This is a genomic window from Desulfobulbus alkaliphilus (assembly GCF_016918545.1).
GTDB classification, from domain to species: Bacteria; Desulfobacterota; Desulfobulbia; order Desulfobulbales; family Desulfobulbaceae; genus Desulfobulbus; species Desulfobulbus alkaliphilus.
In genome coordinates, this window is record NZ_JAFFQC010000408.1 from 1 (window position 1) to 394 (window position 394).

1 protein-coding gene is annotated in these 394 nt (G+C 65.2%); it reads left to right on the plus strand.

Translation table 11 applies throughout. From position 1 onward, the window contains the following. A partial coding sequence (locus JWG43_RS19160) for a type 2 periplasmic-binding domain-containing protein (RefSeq protein ID WP_205244487.1) occupies window positions 1–394 on the plus strand: 394 nt, incomplete at both ends.

A 394-nucleotide genomic window follows, 5' to 3' on the forward strand; every position in this document is an offset into this window, starting at 1 on the left:
CCCCTCGGTTCCCTATGCCACGGACGACATCTACGTGATCCTCACCCATCAGGGCGAGGAGAGCATGGACTCGCTGCAGAGTCTGGCGGGCAAGCGCGTGGGAATGACCCGCTACACCCCGCTCGCCGATCAGCTGGAGGGCAGCAGTCTAACCATCATGGAGAGCGCCGAGGAGGCGATGCAGGCCGTCGAGGGGGGCAGGCTGGATGCCGCCATAGTGCCGCTCTATTTTGCCCGCCACGCCCTGGACAATGATCCGCGAACCCGGCTGCGCATCGCGGGGCCCGCCGATGACGAGCCCATCCGGATGGGCTTTGCCAGCCAGCCCGGCAACGAGATGCTGATGAATATCCTCGACAAGACCCTGCTCGCCATCACGCCAAACGAGCTGGCC